Source organism: Streptomyces sp. NPDC052114, from assembly GCF_040680155.1.
Taxonomy (GTDB): Bacteria; Actinomycetota; Actinomycetes; order Streptomycetales; family Streptomycetaceae; genus Streptomyces.
This window is the reverse complement of record NZ_JBFAWC010000013.1, coordinates 68,906-86,634: the sequence shown is the minus strand read 5'-3', so window position 1 is coordinate 86,634 and position 17,729 is coordinate 68,906. Positions and strand designations below refer to the sequence as shown.

General features: G+C 71.3%; 14 protein-coding genes and 1 tRNA gene. 9 read left to right on the top strand and 6 right to left on the bottom strand.

All coding sequences use genetic code 11. The annotated features are described in order from the left end of the window. Window positions 1-91: 91 nt before the first annotated feature. Together AB0L89_RS27385 and AB0L89_RS27380 are read left to right on the top strand one after the other, a co-directional pair. Window positions 92-1,072, top strand: coding sequence for an ArsA-related P-loop ATPase (locus AB0L89_RS27385; protein WP_365146136.1), 981 nt, complete (start codon window positions 92-94; stop codon window positions 1,070-1,072). Next, on the top strand, window positions 1,069-2,478 hold the full coding sequence (locus AB0L89_RS27380; RefSeq protein ID WP_365146133.1) for an ArsA family ATPase: 1,410 nt from the start codon (window positions 1,069-1,071) through the stop codon (window positions 2,476-2,478). Before AB0L89_RS27385 ends, AB0L89_RS27380 begins: the two co-directional genes overlap by 4 nt. Before the next feature lie 27 nt (window positions 2,479-2,505). On the opposite strand, the gene AB0L89_RS27375 is transcribed toward AB0L89_RS27380, so the two are convergent. Further along, window positions 2,506-2,850, bottom strand: a complete 345-nt coding sequence (locus tag AB0L89_RS27375) for a WhiB family transcriptional regulator (protein ID WP_030782081.1) — start codon at window positions 2,848-2,850, stop codon at window positions 2,506-2,508. Window positions 2,851-3,234: 384 nt separating this feature from the next. Between AB0L89_RS27375 and AB0L89_RS27370 the strand changes: the two genes are divergently transcribed. Next, a complete protein-coding gene (locus tag AB0L89_RS27370) occupies window positions 3,235-5,520 on the top strand; it encodes a transglycosylase domain-containing protein (RefSeq protein ID WP_365146130.1) in 2,286 nt (761 codons plus the stop codon). Between the two features lie 129 nt (window positions 5,521-5,649). Here AB0L89_RS27370 and AB0L89_RS27365 read toward each other — a convergent pair whose 3' ends face one another. Further along, on the bottom strand, window positions 5,650-6,114 hold the full coding sequence (locus AB0L89_RS27365; protein WP_365146127.1) for a GatB/YqeY domain-containing protein: 465 nt from the start codon (window positions 6,112-6,114) through the stop codon (window positions 5,650-5,652). 116 nt (window positions 6,115-6,230) lie between these two features. Here AB0L89_RS27365 and AB0L89_RS27360 point away from each other — a divergent pair, with 116 nt between their 5' ends. The 3 genes from AB0L89_RS27360 (at window position 6,231) to AB0L89_RS27350 (ending at window position 8,081) form a co-directional block, all read left to right on the top strand. After that, entirely contained in the window at window positions 6,231-7,157 is a 927-nt protein-coding gene (locus tag AB0L89_RS27360) for a metallophosphoesterase (protein WP_365146124.1), read from the top strand. 67 nt (window positions 7,158-7,224) lie between these two features. Beyond that, window positions 7,225-7,953 carry a Pr6Pr family membrane protein gene (locus AB0L89_RS27355; RefSeq protein WP_365146121.1) on the top strand — a complete coding sequence of 243 codons (729 nt, stop codon included), beginning with the start codon at window positions 7,225-7,227 and terminating at the stop codon, window positions 7,951-7,953. 54 nt (window positions 7,954-8,007) lie between these two features. After that, a tRNA-Pro gene (locus AB0L89_RS27350) sits at window positions 8,008-8,081 on the top strand. Between the two features lie 69 nt (window positions 8,082-8,150). Here AB0L89_RS27350 and AB0L89_RS27345 read toward each other — a convergent pair. Both AB0L89_RS27345 and AB0L89_RS27340 read right to left on the bottom strand, forming a co-directional pair. After that, window positions 8,151-8,618, bottom strand: a complete 468-nt coding sequence (locus AB0L89_RS27345) for a hypothetical protein (protein ID WP_365146118.1) — start codon at window positions 8,616-8,618, stop codon at window positions 8,151-8,153. Between the two features lie 82 nt (window positions 8,619-8,700). Then, the gene (locus AB0L89_RS27340) at window positions 8,701-8,832 is read right to left on the bottom strand and encodes a hypothetical protein (protein WP_365146116.1); all 132 of its coding nucleotides are present in this window, start codon (window positions 8,830-8,832) and stop codon (window positions 8,701-8,703) included. A 474-nt stretch (window positions 8,833-9,306) separates the two neighbouring features. On the opposite strand from AB0L89_RS27340, the gene AB0L89_RS27335 reads away from it, so the two are divergent. Continuing rightward, on the top strand, window positions 9,307-13,389 hold the full coding sequence (locus tag AB0L89_RS27335; RefSeq protein WP_365146114.1) for an AAA family ATPase: 4,083 nt from the start codon (window positions 9,307-9,309) through the stop codon (window positions 13,387-13,389). A 583-nt stretch (window positions 13,390-13,972) separates the two neighbouring features. Further along, on the top strand, window positions 13,973-14,740 hold the full coding sequence (locus AB0L89_RS27330; RefSeq protein ID WP_365146111.1) for a glycosyltransferase family 2 protein: 768 nt from the start codon (window positions 13,973-13,975) through the stop codon (window positions 14,738-14,740). Between the two features lie 25 nt (window positions 14,741-14,765). Here the strand turns inward: AB0L89_RS27330 and AB0L89_RS27325 are convergent, their stop codons facing one another. Beyond that, a complete protein-coding gene (locus AB0L89_RS27325; RefSeq protein ID WP_365146108.1) occupies window positions 14,766-15,683 on the bottom strand; it encodes an FkbM family methyltransferase in 918 nt (305 codons plus the stop codon). A gap of 113 nt (window positions 15,684-15,796) precedes the next feature. Beyond that, a complete protein-coding gene (locus tag AB0L89_RS27320; RefSeq protein WP_365146105.1) occupies window positions 15,797-17,014 on the bottom strand; it encodes an amidohydrolase family protein in 1,218 nt (405 codons plus the stop codon). A gap of 175 nt (window positions 17,015-17,189) precedes the next feature. Between AB0L89_RS27320 and AB0L89_RS27315 the strand changes: the two genes are divergently transcribed. Continuing rightward, window positions 17,190-17,636: a DoxX family membrane protein gene (locus AB0L89_RS27315; protein WP_365146102.1), complete on the top strand. Its 447-nt coding sequence runs from the start codon at window positions 17,190-17,192 to the stop codon at window positions 17,634-17,636. Window positions 17,637-17,729 lie beyond the last annotated feature (93 nt).

Below are 17,729 nucleotides of genomic sequence, written 5' to 3'. Positions count from 1 at the left end.
TCGGTGTCAGGGAATGCTCAGGGTCGATGTGGGGGGCCACTCAGGGTGGGGTCCTGCGTGGGCCGGGCGGCGACTGGTTAGGCTCGAAGACGTGAGCAGGCTCCAGGTCGTCAGTGGCAAGGGCGGTACCGGCAAGACCACGGTGGCCGCGGCCCTCGCGCTCGCCCTCGCGACGGAGGGCAAGCGGACCCTCCTCGTCGAGGTCGAGGGCAGGCAGGGCATCGCGCAGCTCTTCGAGACCGAAGCGCTGCCCTATGAGGAGCGGAAGATCGCCGTCGCTCCCGGGGGCGGGGAGGTGTATGCCCTCGCGATCGACCCCGAGCTTGCGCTGCTCGACTACCTCCAGATGTTCTACAAGCTGGGAGGCGCCGGCCGGGCCCTGAAGAAGCTCGGCGCGATCGACTTCGCCACCACCATCGCGCCCGGTCTGCGGGACGTCCTGCTGACCGGCAAGGCCTGCGAGGCCGTGCGCCGCAAGGACAAGAGCGGGCGGTACGCGTACGACTGCGTCGTGATGGACGCGCCGCCGACGGGCCGCATCACCCGCTTCCTGAACGTGAACGACGAGGTGGCCGGGCTCGCCAAGATCGGCCCGATACACAATCAGGCCCAGGCCGTGATGCGGGTCCTCAAGTCCCCCGAGACGGAGGTGCACTTGGTGACCCTCCTGGAGGAGATGCCCGTCCAGGAGACCGCGGACGGCATCGCCGAGCTGCGGGACGCCCGGCTGCCCGTGGGGCGGGTCATCGTGAACATGGTGCGCCCCGCGGTCCTCGACGAGGCCGAGCTGGAGCTGGGCCTGGACCGGACGCCGCGTACGGCCATCGCCAAGTCCCTGTCCGCCGCCGGGCTCGGCGGGGCGCGGCGCGGCGGTGGCGCGGAGCGTCTCGTCGACCCGCTCCTGGAGCAGGCCGCCGAGTACGCCGAGCGGTATGCCCTGGAGCGCGACCAGCGGGCCCAGCTCACGGAGTTCGGCCACCCCCTGCACGAACTCCCGCTGCTGGCGGGCGGGATGGACCTCGCGGGCCTCTACGAGCTCGCCACGGCACTGCGGAAGCAAGGGATCGCATGACTCCGGAACCGGCACGGACCCCAGACCCGGCAAGGACCCTGGACTCCGCCCGCACCCTGGACGTCGACGCGCTGATCGACGACCCGAAGACCCGCATCGTGGTCTGCTGCGGCTCCGGAGGCGTCGGCAAGACGACCACGGCGGCCGCCATCGGGCTGCGTGCGGCCGAGCGGGGCCGCAAGGTCGTCGTGCTCACCATCGACCCGGCGCGCAGGCTCGCGCAGTCCATGGGCATCGACTCCCTGGACAACGTCCCGCGGCGCGTCAAGGGCGTCGAGGGCGACGGCGAGCTGCACGCCATGATGCTCGACATGAAGCGCACCTTCGACGAGATCGTCGAGGCGCACGCCGACGAGGAGCGGGCGAAGGCCATCCTCGGCAACCCCTTCTACCAGTCGCTCTCGGCGGGCTTCGCGGGCACGCAGGAGTACATGGCGATGGAGAAGCTGGGCCAGCTGCGGTCCCGGGACGAGTGGGACCTGATCGTCGTCGACACACCGCCCTCCCGGTCGGCGCTCGACTTCCTGGACGCGCCCAAGCGCCTCGGCTCGTTCCTGGACGGGAAGTTGATCCGGCTGCTCATGGCGCCGGCGAAGGTCGGCGGCCGGGCCGGGATGAAGTTCCTGAACGTGGGCATGTCGATGATGACCGGAGCCCTCGGCAAGCTGCTCGGCGGGCAGCTGCTGCGCGACGTACAGACGTTCGTGGCCGCGATGGACAGCATGTTCGGCGGGTTCCGTACGCGGGCCGATGCCACGTACCGGCTGTTGCAGGCGCCCGGCACGGCGTTCCTCGTGGTGGCCTCGCCCGAGCGGGACGCGCTGCGGGAGGCCGCGTACTTCGTGGAGCGGCTGGCCGCGGACGACATGCCGCTCGCGGGTCTCGTCCTCAACCGCGTGCACGGCAGCGGCGCCGCTCAGCTGTCGGCCGAGCGGGCGCTTGCCGCGGCGGAAAATCTTGAGGAGAGCCGCATTGTGGATCAGGAGGGCGGGAAGGTTGGAGTTCGTAACTCCCCCGAGAATCCCTCTCCTTCAGAGACTCCCAGGCTTCCCGAGATTTCCCCCGAGACTTCCGGTGGCACCCACGGTGCCACGCGTACTCCCGACGGTGCTGACCGTGAGTCCGACAGCGCCTCCGAGACATCGGACGGCGCCGCTCACGACTCGGACACCGCCGAGCCTTCCGGACCCCACGAGCCCACTGCCGACCCGTCCGTCGAGCAGCTGACCGCGGGGCTGCTGCGTCTGCACGCGGAGCGCATGCAGCTCCTCGCGCGCGAACAGCGCACGCGCGATCGCTTCACCGCGCTCCACCCTGAGGTGGCCGTGGCCGAAGTGGCCGCGCTGCCGGGCGATGTGCACGACCTCGCGGGACTCCGGGCCATCGGGGATCGGCTGACGGGGTGACGGCTCCGGGTCGGACGACCCGTCCGGCTACCCCACTGCCGCGTAGCTCTCGTACGTCTCCTCGTCCTCCAAGTCCACGGGCAGCAGGCCCGCGCCACGCTCGTACTCGGAGCGCGCTGTCTCCAGGAGCCTGCGCCATGAGGTGACGGTGGGACGCCTGCGCAGCAGTGCGCGGCGCTCTCGCTCCGTCATGCCACCCCACACGCCGAACTCGACGCGATTGTCCAGCGCGTCGGCCAGGCATTCGGTCCGCACCGGACATCCGGTGCACACCGCCTTGGCCCTGTTCTGCGCTGCTCCTTGAACGAACAGTTCATCCGGATCGGTAGTGCGGCAGGCCGCCTGCGCACTCCAGTCGGTTACCCAGCCCATACCGGCGCCGTCCTCTCCCGAATCGAGGCTCCCCCACGGCGGCAGCGGCATATTCACCGCCGCCAGTTGAGGACGTTACGGAAGGTGGGCACAGCGCAACACCCCCTTCGGGCCCAATCTTGAATGGTCCGAACGGACTATGCGTAAGCGGCAGATCACCCGACGGAGTGAGCTGGCGACATGCGTGAGGAACCCGGCAAAACGGGATAGTTCAGTTGAGTCACAACGGACGCCAGGCGCCACATGAGGCGAATTCGGACATAAATCCGCCGGATTCGGGAACAGCAGAGGGCTTGTTGCTCAACCGCACTGCTGTGACAGTTGAGAGCAGCTTAGGCCAAGGCATTAAGGCCTGTCCGGCGAATCAGAACGTAGGCTGCCCTCATGGGAAAGAAGCGCTCGGGCGGTGGTCTGTCACCAACTCAGCAGGCCGCGAAGTTCCTCGGAGTCAGCGTTCTGGCGGGTGCGGTGCTGGCAGGCATCGCGCTGCCCGCGGCCGGCGCGCTGGGTCTCGCGGCCAAGGGTTCGGTCGAGGGGTTCGACGAGATCCCCTCCAATCTGAAGCAGCCGCCGCTCAGCCAGCGCACCTCGATCCTGGACTCCCAGGGCGGATCGATCGCCACGGTCTACTCGCGTGACCGCACGGTCGTCCCGCTCAAGGACATCTCGCCGTACATGCAGAAGGCGATCGTCGCGATCGAGGACTCCCGGTTCTACGAGCACGGCGCGGTCGACCTCAAGGGCATCCTGCGCGCCCTCAACCAGAACGCGCAGAGCGGCGGCGTCTCGCAGGGCGCATCGACGCTCACGCAGCAGTACGTGAAGAACGTCTTCGTCGAGGAGGCGGGCGACGACCCGACGAAGGTCGCCGAGGCCACGCAGCAGACGCTCGGCCGCAAGATCCGCGAGCTGAAGTACGCGATTCAGGTCGAGGACAAGCTGGGCAAGAAGCGCATCCTCAAGAACTACCTGAACATCACGTACTTCGGTCAGCAGGCGTACGGCATCGAGGCGGCCGCCCAGCGCTACTTCTCCAAGCCCGCCAAGGACCTGAAGGTCCAGGAGGCCGCGCTCCTGGCCGGCATCGTGCAGTCGCCCAGCCGGTACGACCCGGTCAACGACGCGGCGGAGGCCACCAAGCGGCGCAACGTGGTGCTCCAGCGCATGGCCGACACGCACGACATCTCGCAGGCGGAGGCCGACAAGGCCAAGAAGACCGACCTCGGGCTGAACGTGAGCCGCCCCAAGAACGGCTGCATCACCTCGGTCAACGGCGCCGGCTTCTTCTGCGACTACGTCCGCGAGGTGTTCCTCAACGACCCGGTCTTCGGCAAGACCAAGGAGGAGCGGGCCAAGGTCTGGAACCGCGGCGGCCTGAAGATCCGCACGACGCTCGACCCGCAGACGCAGGAGTCGGTGCAGGCGTCGATAAAGGATCACGTGAACAAGACCGACGACGTGGCGACTGCCGCCTCCATCGTCGAGCCGGGCACGGGCAAGATCCTCGGCATGGGCCAGTCGCGGCCCTACGGCTTCAAGAAGGACGAGACCACGATCAACCTCTCCGTGGACGACTCCATGGGCGGCGGCGCGGGCTACCAGCCCGGTTCGACGTTCAAGCCGATCGTCGCGGCGGCCGCCCTGGAGGGCGGCAAGTCGGCGGGGCAGAGCTACTCGTCGCCGTACGAGATGCCGTATCCGCAGCGGGTCTCGGCGTGCGACGGCAAGGACTGGGTGAACTCGGGCGGCGACAAGCTGACCAACGAGAACGAGTCCGAGGTCGGCCCGTACGGCATGCGGGAGGCGACCGCGAAGTCGGTCAACACCTACTACGTGCAGCTCATCGGCGACATCGGCATCTGCCCGGTGACGAAGCTGGCCGACAAGATGGGCATCAAGCGCGCCGACGGCAAGGAGATGATCCAGGCGCCGTCGATCGCCCTGGGCACCCAGGAGATGTCGCCGCTGACGATGGCGGGCGCGTACGCGACCTTCGCCTCGCGCGGCACGTACTGCACGCCGATCGCCATCGAGTCGATCACCACGCTCGGCGGCAAGTCGCTGCCGGTGCCGAAGTCGACGTGCTCGCGCGCGATGTCCCAGAAGACCGCCGACACCATCAACGCCCTGCTCAAGGGCGTGGTCGAGGACGGTACGGGCAAGCAGGCCGGGCTCGGCTCGCGCGCCAGCGCGGGCAAGACCGGTACGACCGACTACCGCTACGCCGCCTGGTTCGTGGGCTACACCCCGAACATGTCGGGCGCGGTCTGGGTCGGCGACCCGCAGCACAAGCGGCAGATGGTCGACATCACCATCGGCGGTGTCCCGTACGGCAAGGTCTTCGGTGGTGAGGTGCCGGGTCCGATCTGGCGGGACGCGATGAGCGGCGCGCTGGCGGGCAAGCCGGCGCCGGGCTTCAACACGGTCCGCCTGCCCGGCGACGACAAGGACAAGGGCAAGGGCCGGGACCGCGACCACGACGACGGCAAGCCGGGCGGCGGCGGTGGCAACGGTGGCGGTGGCGGTGGCCTCATCGGCGGCGGGAACGGCGGCGACGGCGGCGGCGACCCCTGGCCGGACATCTCGATCCCGCCGGACATGCTGGGCGGAAACGGCAACGGGAACGGCGGCGGCGGCCACGGTGGGATCGGCGGCGGCTGGCCGCGGTAGCCCTGGCGGGCCGTGAGCACGGGAAGCGGTAGCCCTGCCGGGCCGTGAGCACAGGAATGAGGGCGCCCCCTGGGTCAGGGGGCGCCCTCATGTGCGTACGTCTTGCGCGTACGCCGGGGAAAGAGGGGCTCAGCCCGCGAGGAGCTTCTTGACCGTGGCGGCGACGCGGCCGCCCTCGGCCTGGCCCGCGACCTTCGGGTTCACGATCTTCATGACCTGGCCCATGGCGCGCGGGCCCTCCGCGCCGGCGGCCTTCGCCTCCTCGACGGCCTGGGCGACGATCGCCGCCAGCTCGTCGTCGGAGAGCTGCTTGGGCAGGTACTCGGCGAGGACCTCGCCCTCCGCCTTCTCACGCTCGGCCTGCTCGGGGCGGTTGCCCTGGGCGAACGCGTCGGCGGCCTCGCGGCGCTTCTTGGCCTCGCGCGTGATCACCTTCTGCACCTCGTCGTCGGAGAGCTCGCGCTTCTCCTTGCCCGCGACCTCCTCCTTCGTGATCGCGGCGAGGGTCATCCGGAGCGTCGAGGAGCGCAGCTCGTCGCGCCCCTTGATCGCGGCGTTGAGGTGTTCCTGCAGCTTCGACTTGAGCGTGGTCATGGGTTGATTGTGGCAGGTGCGGACGGGTTCCTGCCCGCCGATTTCCCTGGGGTGCGCGCCCGTTGCCGTGCCGCCCTGCGGATTTCGGGGCCTCTGAGGTCTGACACGATGGGGAGATGCGCGCGCGATACGCAGTACCTCTGGGCATCACGGCGACGGCCGCGGCCGGTCTCGCCTACTCGGTCGGCTTCGAGGCCCGGTTCTTCCGGCTGAGGCGGGTCACGGTGCCCGTACTGCCGTCGGGGATGGGGCCGTTGCGGGTCCTCCAGGTGTCCGACATCCACATGGTGTCGGGGCAGCGCAAGAAGCAGCGGTGGCTGCGCTCGCTCGCGGGCCTGCGGCCCGACTTCGTGATCAACACCGGCGACAACCTCTCCGACCCGGAGGGCGTGCCGGAGACGCTGGACGCGCTCGGGCCCCTGATGCAGTTCCCCGGGGCGTACGTCTTCGGCTCGAACGACTACTACGGCCCCAGGCCGCGCAACCCCGCCCGCTACCTGGTCGAGAAGGTCCAGGGCAGGCACGGCCTGAACGGCAACGCGCCCGCGGTCGGCGTCATCCACAACCCCTGGGAGGACCTGCGCGACGGGTTCGACGCGGCGGGCTGGGTGAACCTCACGAACACGCGCGGCTCGCTGAAGGTCGAGGGGTACGAGATCGGGCTCACCGGTGTGGACGACCCGCACATCAAGCGCGACCGGTACGCGCAGGTGGCGGGCGGCCCGGACACCGGGGCCGACTTCTCCATGGGCATCGTGCACGCGCCGTACCTGCGCTCGCTGGACGCCTTCGCGGCCGACGGCTATCCGCTGATCCTCGCCGGGCACACCCACGGCGGGCAGGTCTGCATCCCCTTCTACGGCGCCCTCGTCACCAACTGCGACCTGGACACGGACCGCGTGAAGGGCCTCTCGACGCACGAGGCCGAGGGCAGGACCTCGTTCCTGCACGTGTCGGCGGGGTGCGGGGCCAACCGCTATACGCCGATGCGGTTCGCGTGCCCTCCGGAGGCGACGCTGCTGACGCTGACGGAACGGGGCTGACGGCGTCCCTCCGGGGCGCGGTGACGCCCGGCGGGCGGCTGACAGGAACGGTGCCTACGGTGGGGGCATGATCGCGCCGATTCCCACAGGTATCCCCGCGGAAGCGGTCGTACCGCCCGTACGCCGTCCCCTCACGGCCGCCTTCCGCGCGCTGATCGCGCTCGCCGCGGTGACCGGGATCGTCATCGACCTGGCCATCGGCAGCCCGCTGCGCGTCCTCAGCTACTTCACGATCCAGAGCAACGTGCTGGTGGCGGTGGTCCTCGGCATGTCCGCGTGGCGGGCCTGGCGGGGGCGGTCGCCGCTGCCGCCCTGGGTGACGGCCGGCACGCTGCTCTTCATCTCGATCACCGGCCTCGTCTACCACCTGGTCCTCGCGAACGACGCGAGCGGCTTCGCCATGACGGCGGACACCGGGACCCACGCCGGCTGGCACTCCGTCTCCAACCAGCTCCTGCACACCGTGACGCCGATCGCCGTGGCGCTGGACTGGCTGCTGCTCACCAGACCGGGCGGCCTGCGCCCGCGCCACGCGGGCCTCTGGCTGCTCTACCCGCTCGCATACCTGGCGTTCGCGCTGACCCGCGGCGCCCTGATGTCACCGGGCTCGACGGCCCGCTACCCGTACCCGTTCCTGGACGTCGACGCCCACGGCTACGCCGGGGTCCTCGGCAACGCGGTCGTCTTCGGCCTGGCCTTCTACGCGCTGGCCCTCCTGGTCGTCGGCCTGGACCGGATCCGCCCCTGCCCCGGCCCCGCGAAAACCGGATTTCGTCTCCGGCCGCCGGTCCGCTAAAGTAATCGATGTCGCCGCGACCCGCAGCAATGCGAGCCCGTGGAGCAACGACATCGGGGTGTAGCGCAGCTTGGCAGCGCGCTTCGTTCGGGACGAAGAGGTCGTGGGTTCAAATCCCGCCACCCCGACAGTGATCAGGGCCAGTACCGGAGTTCCGGTACTGGCCCTGATGCGTTGCGTGGGGCCAGTGGCTCGGCTCAGTCCATCCTCCGCCGCACCCTGCGGCTCCCCCGGTACGCCGCGGCCACCCCGAAGCCGATTCCCCCGACTCCGAAGGCCAGGGTCCGGACGAAGGCTCCGCCGGCGTCGCGCCGGTCGTGGCGTATGTACTCGCCCAGGAGCGTGCGCGTCACGCGCAGGCCTTGGCCCGCTTCGCCGTCGACCGAGTCCGTCTCCGCGCCCTTGTCGGGCGTGCCGTCGCCGTCCGGGCGGAAGGTGCCTAGGCAGACGCGCTTGTCGCCGCTGCGGGCGTTGGATCTCGTCTCGCAGTGGTCGACCGTCAGGGTTCCCGTCGACGTCCCCTTGCCGAGGGCGGCCGCGAGTTCGAGGGCGCCGAACGCCACGGAGCCGCCGAGCATGCCCAGGGCGACCAGCAGGTAGCAGGTGGCGTGCAGGGCGCGTCGGCGGCGCGACGGCTCGCGGCGGCGTGCGGCGCGTCCCTTCATGGGGCAAATGATGACAATCGCCGGTGGGGCGCGTGCGGGCGGGGCCGTCGTGGCGCGGGCCACGGCCGTTTGCGGTGGTCGATCAGGGGCAGCGGGCGGGTAGGAGGGTGTGCCCCTCGGCGTTGTTGAGGGTGAGGAGCAGGGTGCCGTGAAGCAGCAGCGCAGCGCGGACCGGGGTGCCGGAGGGACCGGAGCGGTCGGGAGTGCCGCTCATGAGGTCGCCCGGTGCCCAACAGCGTGCCGGGGAGCGTGCTGTGCCGCGTCGTTTCGGCGCCGGTCCCTCCCCTCGTGGGGACCGGTGCCGAACGACGCGGCCGCTGTCGAACCGCGCCATGTCGGCGTATCGGCGCGGGTCGGTGGAGAGTCCGGATCCGCGTTCCTCGCGAAAGGTGGTCCGGAGATGACCGACTGCACGGGTCTTGCGAGTTTCACGTGGCGGGATCACCGCCACCACTTCGTCCGTCCGGCGAAAGCCGGCCAAGAGCGTGTGCGCGCCTCAGGAGGCCCGTCCGAGGAACGGGCCGCTGGCCTGCCCTGACGCTGCGCGGTTGGTCGGCAACTGGTCGCGATCCTGCCAGCTGTGGCTCTCCCCGAGGAGGTTCCGGAGTCATCCGGACCGCTTAGCCGCAGGTCAGCCGTATAAAGTGAGTTTTCCGGTCCGGATGTCCAGGTGCGGCGGAAGTGAAGGGTGGAGGCCGTGGGTTCCGACTCGGGAGCGCGTACGGCCTTCGCGGAGCGCCTCGCGCTGCTCTACAAGGAGGCCGGCAATCCGCCCCTCCAGCGCGTGGCCGAGTCGGTCGTGCGGCTTCAGCGGATCGACGAGCGGGGCCGTCCCGTACGGGTCTCCGCGCAGCGGATCAGTGACTGGCGGCGGGCCAGGAACGTGCCCGCCCAGTTCGCCGCCCTCGCCGCCGTGCTCCACGTCCTGATCCCCGAGGCCCGTCGCGAGCGGCCCTCGCCGGTGTCCGCGGGACTGTACGACCTCGCCCAGTGGCAGCTCCTGTGGGAGCGCGCGGTGGCCAACCCGGCCGCCGACCGTGCCGCGTCGGGCGCCGAGGACGAGACGCGGGCCCCCGCCGAGGCGCCCGCCATCCCCGGTGTGTGCCCCTACCGGGGGCTGGCCTCGTACCGCCAGGAGGACGCCCGGTGGTTCTTCGGCCGGGAGCGCAGCACGCGGGCGCTCGTCGAGCAGCTCCGCGCGACCGGCGAGTCGGGCGGGCTCGTGATGCTCGTGGGCGCGTCCGGCGCGGGGAAGTCCTCTCTGCTGAACGCCGGTCTCGTGCCCGCGCTGCGGGACGGCGTACTGAGCGACGAGGGTGCGGACGGCCCGGCGGGGCCCGTGCTCCAGCTCGTGCCCGGCGGCGATCCCCTCGCGGAACTCGTACAGCGCATACCCGAGCTCAAGCGCGTCCTGTCCGATACGTCGTCCGACCGCCCGGCCGCGGACGGCGACGAGCCCGGCGGCGCCGCGTTCGCGTCCGCCGTGCGGGGGGCCTTCGGCGAGTGGGCGCGGCGGGAGGCGCCGGAGGGTGGCCGTCCGGTCGTCATCGTGGACCAGTTCGAGGAGACGTTCACCCTCTGCTCGGACGAGGCGGAGCGGCGTACCTTCGTGCGGCTGCTGCACGCCGCGTGCTCGCCCAGGGAGCCCGGCGAGCCCAGGGACCCCGGCGAGCCCGGCGACGCCGAGGGACGCGGTGGCCCCGGCGGCGCCCCCGCCCTCGTCGTCCTCGGCATCCGCGCCGACTTCTACGAGCAGTGCCTCGCCCACCCCGAGCTCGCCGACGCCCTCCAGCACCGCCACATGGTGCTGGGGCCGCTCACCACCACCGAGCTGCGCGAGGCGGTGACCGGACCCGCCAAGGCCGTGGGGCTCGAACTCGAACCCGGTCTCGCGGAGCTGATCATCCGCGAGGTGAGCACGGACGGACCGCGCGGGGCGCACGACGCGGGCGTGCTGCCGCTCCTCTCGCACGCCCTGCTCGCCACCTGGCAGCGGCGCAAGACCGGACGGCTCACGCTGGCCGGCTACCGCGCGGCCGGCGGCATCCAGGGCGCGGTCGCGGCGACCGCCGAGCGCGCCTGGTCCGGCCTCGACCCGGCGGCACGCTCGGCCGCCCGCCTCCTCCTGCTCCGTCTCGTCCGCCTCGGCGAGGACACCCAGGCCACCCGCAGACGGGGCACGCGGCGCCAGCTCGCGGAGGAGTCGTCGGACCCCGGCAAGACCGAGGAGTCGCTGGAGGCGCTGGTCCAGGCCCGCCTGGTGACGCTCGACGCGGAGACCGTGGAGATCACGCACGAGGCGCTGCTGCACGCCTGGCCGCGGCTGCGCGACTGGATCGACGAGGACCGCAACGACCATCTGCTGCGCCAGCGCCTCGAGGAGGACGGCCGGGCCTGGGAGGAGTCGGACCGCGACGCGTCGCTGCTCTACCGCGGCTCCCGCCTGGAACAGGCGCGCGCCTGGGCGAAGTCGGCCGGGGACACCTTCCTGACCCGGGCCGCGGTGGAGTTCCTCGCGGCCTCGGCGCGGCTGCGCAGGCGTACGGTCTGGATCGCCCGTGGCGCGGTGGCCGCCCTGGTCGTCCTGTCGATCGTGGCCGTCGTCTCCGCGGTGGTCGCCGGGCAGCAGCGGGACGACGCGGTGTTCCAGCAGGTGGTCGCCGAGGCCGACCGCGCGCAGACCACGGATCCGTCGCTGTCCGCGCAGCTCGACCTGGTGGCGCACCGCCTGCGGCCGGACGACGAGGCCACGCAGAACCGGCTGATCTCGATCGTGAACGCGCCGCTGGCCACCCCGCTGCTCGGCCACACCGGCGCCGTCTACCTCACCTCGTTCAGCCCGAGCGGACGGCTGCTCGCCACCGCGAGCTACGACCGGACGGTCCGGCTGTGGAACGTCGCGGACCCCACGCGCCCCGAGCCGCTGGGCAAGCCCCTCACGGGCCACACCAGTTGGGTGAGCAGCGCGGTCTTCAGCCCGGACGGCACCACGCTGGCCAGCGCGTCGGACGACGGCACGATCCGGCTGTGGGACGTGGCCGACCCGCGCCACCCGCGCCCGCTGGGCGAGCCGCTGGCCAACCACGGCGGCACCACGTATCTGCTGGCCTTCAGCCCGGACGGGCACACCCTGGCCTCCGCCAACGAGGACAACACCGTGCGGCTGTGGGACGTGGCCGATCCGGGCAGGCCCGAGCGGCTCGACACGCTGCGGGGCCACACCGGCGCCGTGCGCTCCGTGGCGTTCAGCCCCGACGGGCGGACGCTGGCCGCGGGCGGCGACAACGGCAGGATCCTGCTGTGGGACATGGCCGATCCGCGCCGTCCCGAGCGGGTCGGCGAGCCGCTGACCGGGCACACCGGCACGGTGCACTCCGTGGCCTTCAACCCGGACGGCCGCACCCTGGCCAGCGGCGGCTCGGACGAGACCATCCGGCTGTGGGACGTACGCGATCCGGCGCACGCGAAGGCGCTCGGCGCGCCGCTGACCGGCCACACCGGGCCCATGTGGTCCGTCGCCTACAACCCCGAGGGCACGATGCTGGCGGCCGCCAGCGCGGACAGCACCGCGAGCCTGTGGAACGTCCGCGATCCGGCGCGTCCCTCGCAGGTCGGCGAGCCGCTCGCGGGCAGCAGCGGGGAGATGTACGCCCTGGGCTTCAGCCCCGACGGGCGCACGCTCGCCACCGGCAGCGGTGACAACAAGGTCCGCCTGTGGTCGATCCCGACGTCGGACATGCTCGGCCGGATCGGTGGGTTCCGCCCCGACGGGAAGGTGCTCGCCACGGCCGCGCGCGACGAGCGGGTGCGGCTGTGGAACGTGGCGGACCCCGACCGGCCCACGGCGCTGGGCAAGCCGTTCGAGCCCGCCGAGGGGGACGTGCGCTCCCTGGTGTTCTCGCCCGACGGGCGCACGCTCGCGGTGCTCACGGGCAATCGCGCGGTGCAGCTGTGGAACGTCAGGGATCCCGCGCACCCGGTCGCCTACGGGCCGCCGGTCGCGCTGCGGACGCGGTTCGCCGGGTCGCACGCGCTGGCGTTCGGTGCGGACGGGCGCACGCTGGCGACCGCGCAGACGGACCGCACGATCCAGCTGTGGAACGTCGCCGACCCGGCCCGTCCGCGTGCGGTCGGCGCGCCGCTCACCGGGCACAAGGGGTACGTCAACGCCCTGGTCTTCAGCGCGGACGGCCACACCCTGGCCAGCGGCAGCGCGGACGGCACGGTCCGGCTCTGGGACGTGCGGGACCCGCGCCGCGCGAAGCGGCTCGGCGACGCCCTGAAGGGACACCTCGGCGCGATCAACGTGCTCGCCTACAGCCCCGACGGGAACGCCCTGGCCAGCGGCAGCGACGACGGCACGGTCCGGCTGTGGAGCGTCGCGGACCCGCGCAGGGCCAAGCGGTTCGGCCCCACGCTCACCGGGCACACGGACGCGGTCGTGTCGCTGACGTTCAGCGAGGACGGCGACGCGCTGGCGAGCGGCGGCAACGACAACAAGGTGCGGCTGTGGGACGTCCAGCGGCCTTCCGAGGCCACCGCCATCGGCGAGTCGATGAGCCCCAACGCCAAGACCGGCAGCTTTTTGTCGTTCAGCCCGCAAAGCCACATGCTCGGGGTGTCCAGCGGCACCGATACGGTCCGCCTGTGGAACCTGGACACCGACGCGGCAATTAGCCGCGTTTGCTCGACCACTCGGGGTGTTCTGACGCGGGAGAAATGGAGCGAGTATCTGTCCCGGCTCGACTACGAGCCGCCCTGCGAGGCGTAACGGGGCCAAGGCGTGACCAATGTGGCGGCACGGCACGGTCAATGCCGCCCGACACCTGGAAGCCCCGGTTCCGCAGCGTGATCCCGATCACAACTCCTCAATTCGACACGGCAGTTGATTCCCCTCGGACAAGCAGCCTTGTTAGTGTTGGCAACAGCCCGATCGCTGGTGCATCCCCCGTCGCCAGCGGTCGGGCATTTTTCGTGGTCCCGCCGGCCATGGCCGAGATCCGCCCTCCCCGTACAGGTGTCCCGTGGCGAGAAGTTTTTCGATACGGCGGTTCGCGTGGCCGGAATTCGGGCAATGGAGATCCTCGCGTTCCCTTGCGCCCCGGGTCGGCCGAATATCTTCGGGTCAGCTCGGTGGTGTGGCCATGCTTCGTGCGGGCAGGGCCTGGATCTCCGTCCGGCCGGGCCTTGGATCTCCGTGGCGGACGGACCCTGGAACTCCGTGCGGGCGGTCCTTGGATTTCGCCGGATTGCCCCTGCGGTAACAAGCCGGAACCTTCAAGCCATTGAACAGTCCGGGGCCGTATCCTGAGCCGCGTCCGACGGTCGGACGAGCCCCGGAAAGGTGGTGAGCCGTGCCCCGGCGGATCGACGTCGTCACGGCCGTGCACGCGCCCTCGGCGCGCTTTCTGCCCGACGCGTACGACTCCCTGCGCGCCCAGGAGCTGCCCGCGGGCTGGGAGTGGCACTGGCTGATCCAGGAGGACGGCAGGACCGACGAGGTCGCGCGGTACGTCCCGGACGACGCGCGGGTCTCCTTCCGGCAGGGGCGCCCCGGCGGCCCGGGGGTCGCCCGCACGATGGCGCTGGCGCGCGCGGAGGGGGCGTACGTCAAGGTCCTGGACGCCGACGACCGGCTGGCGCCGGGCGTGCTGGCCCGCGATCTTTCGGCCCTGGAGGACGACCCGGAGCTCGGCTGGACCACCTCCCGCGTGCTCGACCTGCTGCCCGACGGCTCGACCGTGGGCTTTCCCGGGGACCCGGCGCACGGGCCGGTCGAGCGCGGTGCGGTCCTCGACCACTGGGCGGCGCACGACCATCTCGCGCAGGTGCACCCGGCCTCGCTGTGCGTGCGGCGCGGGCTGCTGCTCGCGCTGGGTGGCTGGATGGCCCTCCCGGCGTCCGAGGACACGGGGCTGCTGCTGGCGCTGAACTCCGTTGCCCGCGGCTGGTTCTCGTCGGAGGTCGGGCTCTTCTACCGCAAGTGGGAGGGCCAGGTCACCGGCCAGGCCCCGCACACGGACGGCGCCGAACGGACCGCCCGCATGGCCGTCGTGGCGGCACGGGCGCGGGCCCTGGAACACTTGCGATGGCGCCACTCCGGCGACCCGGCGTCCCCCTGAGGCACCCCGCCAAGGACACCGTGGCTCACAGGACCTCCGCGTCCACCCGCGAGAACACCAGCTCCGTCTCCCCCACCACCGGCCCCCGCCAGCGCTCGGGCGGCGCGGGGTGCCGCAGGGCGCGCGGGTAGCCCCCGGGGGCGTAGTCGTTGCCGAGCCGGTAGGTGTGGAAGCCGTACTCCCGCATGGTGGCGAGGAGTTCGTCGGCCGAGTCGCCGAGCCGGGCCATGCGCTCGGGGGTGACCTCGACGGCGATCTCCGCGTCCGGGCGGAGCCGGCCGAGGACGGGCCGCAGTCCGCGCACGACCCCGCCCTCCGCGCCCTCCACGTCGATCTTGATCACCCGGGCCCGCGCCACCTCGTCGGCGTCGAGGAGTTCGGCCAGCGTGACCGCCTCCCGCTCGAAGGTCGACTCGGCGGGACCGTCGTAGGGGACGATCGAGTTGGCGCCCATGTTGCGGGAGCTGGCGAGGACGAACGTCAGCTTCTTCCTGCGGTCCGACACGGCGGCCTCGACGGCCCGGATGTTGTCGCAGCCGTTCAGCCCGGCGTTGCGCACGAGCCGCCGGTGGAAGGCGGGCGACGCCTCGACCGCGACCACCCGGCCCGTGGGGCCCACCAGTCGGGAGCCGAGCACGGCGAACACGCCTATGTTGGCGCCGACGTCGACCAGCACGTCACCGGGGCCGAGCCGGCTCGTCAGCCACCGCGTCATGTTCGGCTCCCACCCGCCGAACAGGTACAGATAGCGCTGGATCAGGTCCTGGGTGTCGACGGCGAAGCGCGCGCCGGACGCCACCTCGACGACCCTGCGGCGCGGGTGGTCGCGCAGGTGCGGGTTGAGGAAGCGGGCGGCGAGCGCGCTCTTGAAGAGCATCCCCGGCGCCCGGCGCACATAGGCACGGCCCAGCGTGACCAGGGCCTCTGTCATGGGGTCGGTCATCCGCTCGCCTCTCCACCGGGGAACACCCGCACGATAGCGCCGGGGGCCCGGGCGCCACCGGTTCGGCGGCGAGCGGTGATCGTTTCCGGCCACCGGCGTGACCGTACGCGGCCTCAGTCCCTGTCGAAGGGCAGGTCGAGCATCCGGATCGCGTTGCCGCGCAGCAGCTTGTACGCGACCTCGTCGGGCAGGTGGCCCACGTGCTCCTGCGCCACCTGCTTGGTGTGCGGCCAGGTCGAGTCGACGTGCGGATAGTCCGTCTCGAAGGTCGCGTTGTCCACGCCCACGGTCTCGATGGAGTCGACGCCGTGCTTGTCGCGGAAGAAGCAGCAGAAGATCTGGCGGTAGTAGTACGTCGACGGGGGCTCGGGGATCAGGTCCTTCACGCCGCCCCAGGCGCGGTGCTCCTCCCACACGTCGTCGGCGCGCTCCAGGGCGTACGGGATCCACCCCATCTGGCCCTCGCTGTAGGCGAGTTTGAGGCGGGGGAACTTCACGAGGACCCCGGAGAAGAGGAAGTCCATCATCGAGGCCATCGCGTTGTTGAAGCTCAGCGAGGCCTGGACGGCCGGGGGCGCGTCGGGGGACGCCGCCGGCATCTGCGACGAGGACCCGATGTGCATGTTGACGACCGTGCCGGTCTCCTCGCAGGCCGCGAAGAACGGGTCCCAGTAGCCGGAGTGGATCGACGGAAGCCCCAGGTACGTCGGGATCTCGGAGAAGGTCACCGCGCGCACGCCCCGGGCGGCGTTCCGCTTGATCTCGGCGACGGCGAGGTCGATGTCCCAGAGCGGGATCAGGCAGAGCGGGATCAGCCGGCCCCCGCTGTCGCCGCACCACTCCTCGACCATCCAGTCGTTGTACGCCCGCACGCAGGCGAGCCCGACCTCCTTGTCCTTGGCCTCCGCGAAGGTCTGGCCGCAGAAGCGCGGGAAGGTCGGGAAGCAGAGGGAGGCCTCGACGTGGTTGAGGTCCATGTCCTCCAGGCGGGCCTTGGGGTCCCAGCAGCCGCGCCGCATCTGCTCCCGGGTGATGCCGTCGAGGGTCATCTCGTCGCGCGAGAAGCCGACGGCCGCGATGATCCGCTTGTACGGGAAGAGGTCGCCCTCGTACTCCCACCAGTCGGTGATCTGGCCTTCCGGATCCGTCGTGAACTTGTACTTGCCGCCGATGTACGCCAACTCGCCGATGCCCGCGGTGAAGGGCTTGGGTCCGCGGTCGCGGTACTTGCTCGGGAGCCACCTCTCGAAGAGGTGCGCGGGCTCGATCACGTGGTCGTCCACGCTGATGACCCGGGGGAGTTCCTTGGTGCCGTCCTCGCTGCTGACCACTGATGTGCCCCCTACTGCCTGCCGGTTTCCCCGGCTCGTATCTGACGGTCCATCAGATCGAGGTTATGGGCCGACCGGAACTTCGGCAAGCGCCCACCCGGAACTCGACCCCTTGCGCGATCCCGGCGGATCCGGTGAACTGACGACTCGTCAGATTCGGTTGAGGAGGCTCTCGATGCAGACGATGTGGCTCGGCGGCGCCGAGTGGCTGGCCGTGCTCCGGATCGGGCTCGGCCTGTGGTGGCTGGAGAGCTGGCGGCACAAGGACAAGAAGGAGTGGTTCGGCGGGGGCGGGATCGGCTGGGCCGCCGGGATCGCCGAGAAGCACAAGTGGTCCGCCGTGCGCAGCGGCTTCGACGTCGTGGTCAAGCCCCGGCCCGTCGTCATGGCGTACGTCGTCGCCTACGCGGAGCTCGCCCTCGGACTCGGCCTGATCTTCGGCTTCCTCACGCCGATCGCCCTGGTCGGCGGGCTCGTGCTCAACCTGATCTACCTCGTGCTGATGATCCACGACTGGGCGGAGCAGGGGCAGAACGCCATGATGGCGCTGATCTCGGTGGTCGCCCTGTTCGCGGCGAGCTGGCAGACGTGGTCGCTGGACGCGGCGCTGGGCCTCTTCTGACGCACCGCCCGCCCTCTCACGCACCGCCCGCCCTCCGACGCGCCCCCGCCCTCGGCGTCCCGGCCCCGACATCCGGGGCCCTGTCTCTGTTCT

Excerpts from the sequence above, each read along its gene's own strand:
- AB0L89_RS27375 (WP_030782081.1), bottom strand. The coding sequence starts at position 2,850 with ATGGGCTGGGTAACCGACTGGAGTGCGCAGGCGGCCTGCCGCACTACC.
- AB0L89_RS27315 (WP_365146102.1), top strand. The coding sequence starts at position 17,190 with ATGCAGACGATGTGGCTCGGCGGCGCCGAGTGGCTGGCCGTGCTCCGG.
- AB0L89_RS27360 (WP_365146124.1), top strand. The coding sequence starts at position 6,231 with ATGCGCGCGCGATACGCAGTACCTCTGGGCATCACGGCGACGGCCGCG.
- AB0L89_RS27370 (WP_365146130.1), top strand. The coding sequence starts at position 3,235 with ATGGGAAAGAAGCGCTCGGGCGGTGGTCTGTCACCAACTCAGCAGGCC.
- AB0L89_RS27355 (WP_365146121.1), top strand. The coding sequence starts at position 7,225 with ATGATCGCGCCGATTCCCACAGGTATCCCCGCGGAAGCGGTCGTACCG.
- AB0L89_RS27380 (WP_365146133.1), top strand. The coding sequence starts at position 1,069 with ATGACTCCGGAACCGGCACGGACCCCAGACCCGGCAAGGACCCTGGAC.
- AB0L89_RS27340 (WP_365146116.1), bottom strand. The coding sequence starts at position 8,832 with ATGAGCGGCACTCCCGACCGCTCCGGTCCCTCCGGCACCCCGGTCCGC.
- AB0L89_RS27365 (WP_365146127.1), bottom strand. The coding sequence starts at position 6,114 with ATGACCACGCTCAAGTCGAAGCTGCAGGAACACCTCAACGCCGCGATC.
- AB0L89_RS27345 (WP_365146118.1), bottom strand. The coding sequence starts at position 8,618 with ATGAAGGGACGCGCCGCACGCCGCCGCGAGCCGTCGCGCCGCCGACGC.
- AB0L89_RS27325 (WP_365146108.1), bottom strand. The coding sequence starts at position 15,683 with ATGACCGACCCCATGACAGAGGCCCTGGTCACGCTGGGCCGTGCCTAT.